Origin of the sequence: Paenibacillus cisolokensis, assembly GCF_018403665.1 — a bacterium.
GTDB classification, from domain to species: domain Bacteria; phylum Bacillota; class Bacilli; order Paenibacillales; family Paenibacillaceae; genus Paenibacillus_AH; species Paenibacillus_AH cisolokensis.
Window position 1 is genome coordinate 1 of record NZ_BOVJ01000269.1, and the last position, 1,395, is coordinate 1,395.

A 1,395-nucleotide genomic window follows, 5' to 3' on the forward strand; every position below is an offset into this window, starting at 1 on the left:
GATCAAGTCCATTTTTGTGTGTAAATTCCCCTCGGCTAGAGAAATAAATTAGCCAATGCGAGTCACTTTAGACATCGCTTTTGTTGCCTGAGTTTCTCGCCATTCCAAATACTCTGCCATATCGAGATATTTTTTGCCGCTTGCCCATTTTTCGTCTATCTCCATAAGTAAAGCTCCGATCAGGCGAATAACCGATTCACGGTTAGGAAAAATGCGTATGACACGTTCTCGTCGGCGAATTTCTTCATTGAGTCGCTCCATGCCATTTGTTGTCCGAAGTCGTTTACGGTACTTTTCGGGGAGCAGAAGAACGGCTGTGGCATCATCAAAACCATTCTCCAAAACGGAAATCGCCTTTGCAGCTTTGGTCTCGTACGTTTCCACCGTTTGTTGTAACAACAACCGTGCGGTCTCAAGATCAGGAGCATCCAAAATCGCACGAACACGGGGATACAACTCCTCTTGCAACTGCTTGGGCGTGGCATCGAGGATATTTCGCATAAAATGAGTCTGACACCGTTGCCACGTTACCCCTTGAAAATGGGTTCGAATGGCTCGTACGAGCCCGCCATGTTGATCGGACACAATGAGTTCTACGCCTCGCAAGCCTCGATCTTTCAGCCAGCTAAAAAACTCACCCCAACTGGCCTCTGATTCACTATCTCCAAGCATCAGTCCCAGGACTTCTCGATAGCCTTCCGTGTTCACCCCGTAGGCCAACATTACACCACGAGAGCGTACACGCCCCTCTTCACGAACCTTTAAAACGAGGGCATCTACAATAAGAAATGGATAGAAGCTCTCTCGTAAATTTCGGTTGTTCCAAGCCGTTACAATCGGATCCAGGCGTTTACACAGTTCGGAAACCGTTGACTTAGAGAACTCGGTTCCACACAGTTCCTCCGTGATTTGCGAAACTTTTCGAGTGGATACCCCATTCACCACCATCTCCATGAGGGCTAAAACTAAGGCTTGTTCACTTCGTTGATAGCGGGCAAACATTTCTGTCGAGAACTTTCCATTTCGAATCCGTGGCACCCGAAGGGTGATCGTTCCCACTCGCGTCGTCAGTTGATGGGGATATGTACCGTTCCGATAACCTTGGCGTTCATCTGTACGTTCGTACGGTTCCGCAGACAGCTGTTCCGTAGCTTGGGCCTGCAACACCTGATTCAATACCGATTCCAACAGTTTGGCCACCCCCGAATCCTGCGAATTTCCGAGAAAAAGTTGCTGCAAAAGCTGCGAATCTACAGTAATCTGATATTGAGCCATAACAAAAACTCCTCTCCAGGAATGGTGTCCGCAAACTTCATTCTAACCGAGGGTTTTTGAAATGGCTCTCTTAATTTTTTAAAAGAGATTCCGTTTTTACACAATTATACGGACTCAACT

At 47.2% G+C, this 1,395-nt stretch carries 1 protein-coding gene; it reads right to left on the bottom strand.

Annotated elements, in window-relative coordinates; all coding sequences use genetic code 11:
• Window positions 1–48: 48 nt before the first annotated feature.
• A complete protein-coding gene (locus PACILC2_RS25925) occupies window positions 49–1,275 on the bottom strand; it encodes an IS256 family transposase (protein WP_213531897.1) in 1,227 nt (408 codons plus the stop codon).
• Window positions 1,276–1,395: the final 120 nt, after the last annotated feature.

What these genes read in the sequence shown, in the direction of transcription:
- PACILC2_RS25925 (WP_213531897.1), bottom strand. Translation starts at nt 1,275, where the DNA reads ATGGCTCAATATCAGATTACTGTAGATTCGCAGCTTTTGCAGCAACTT.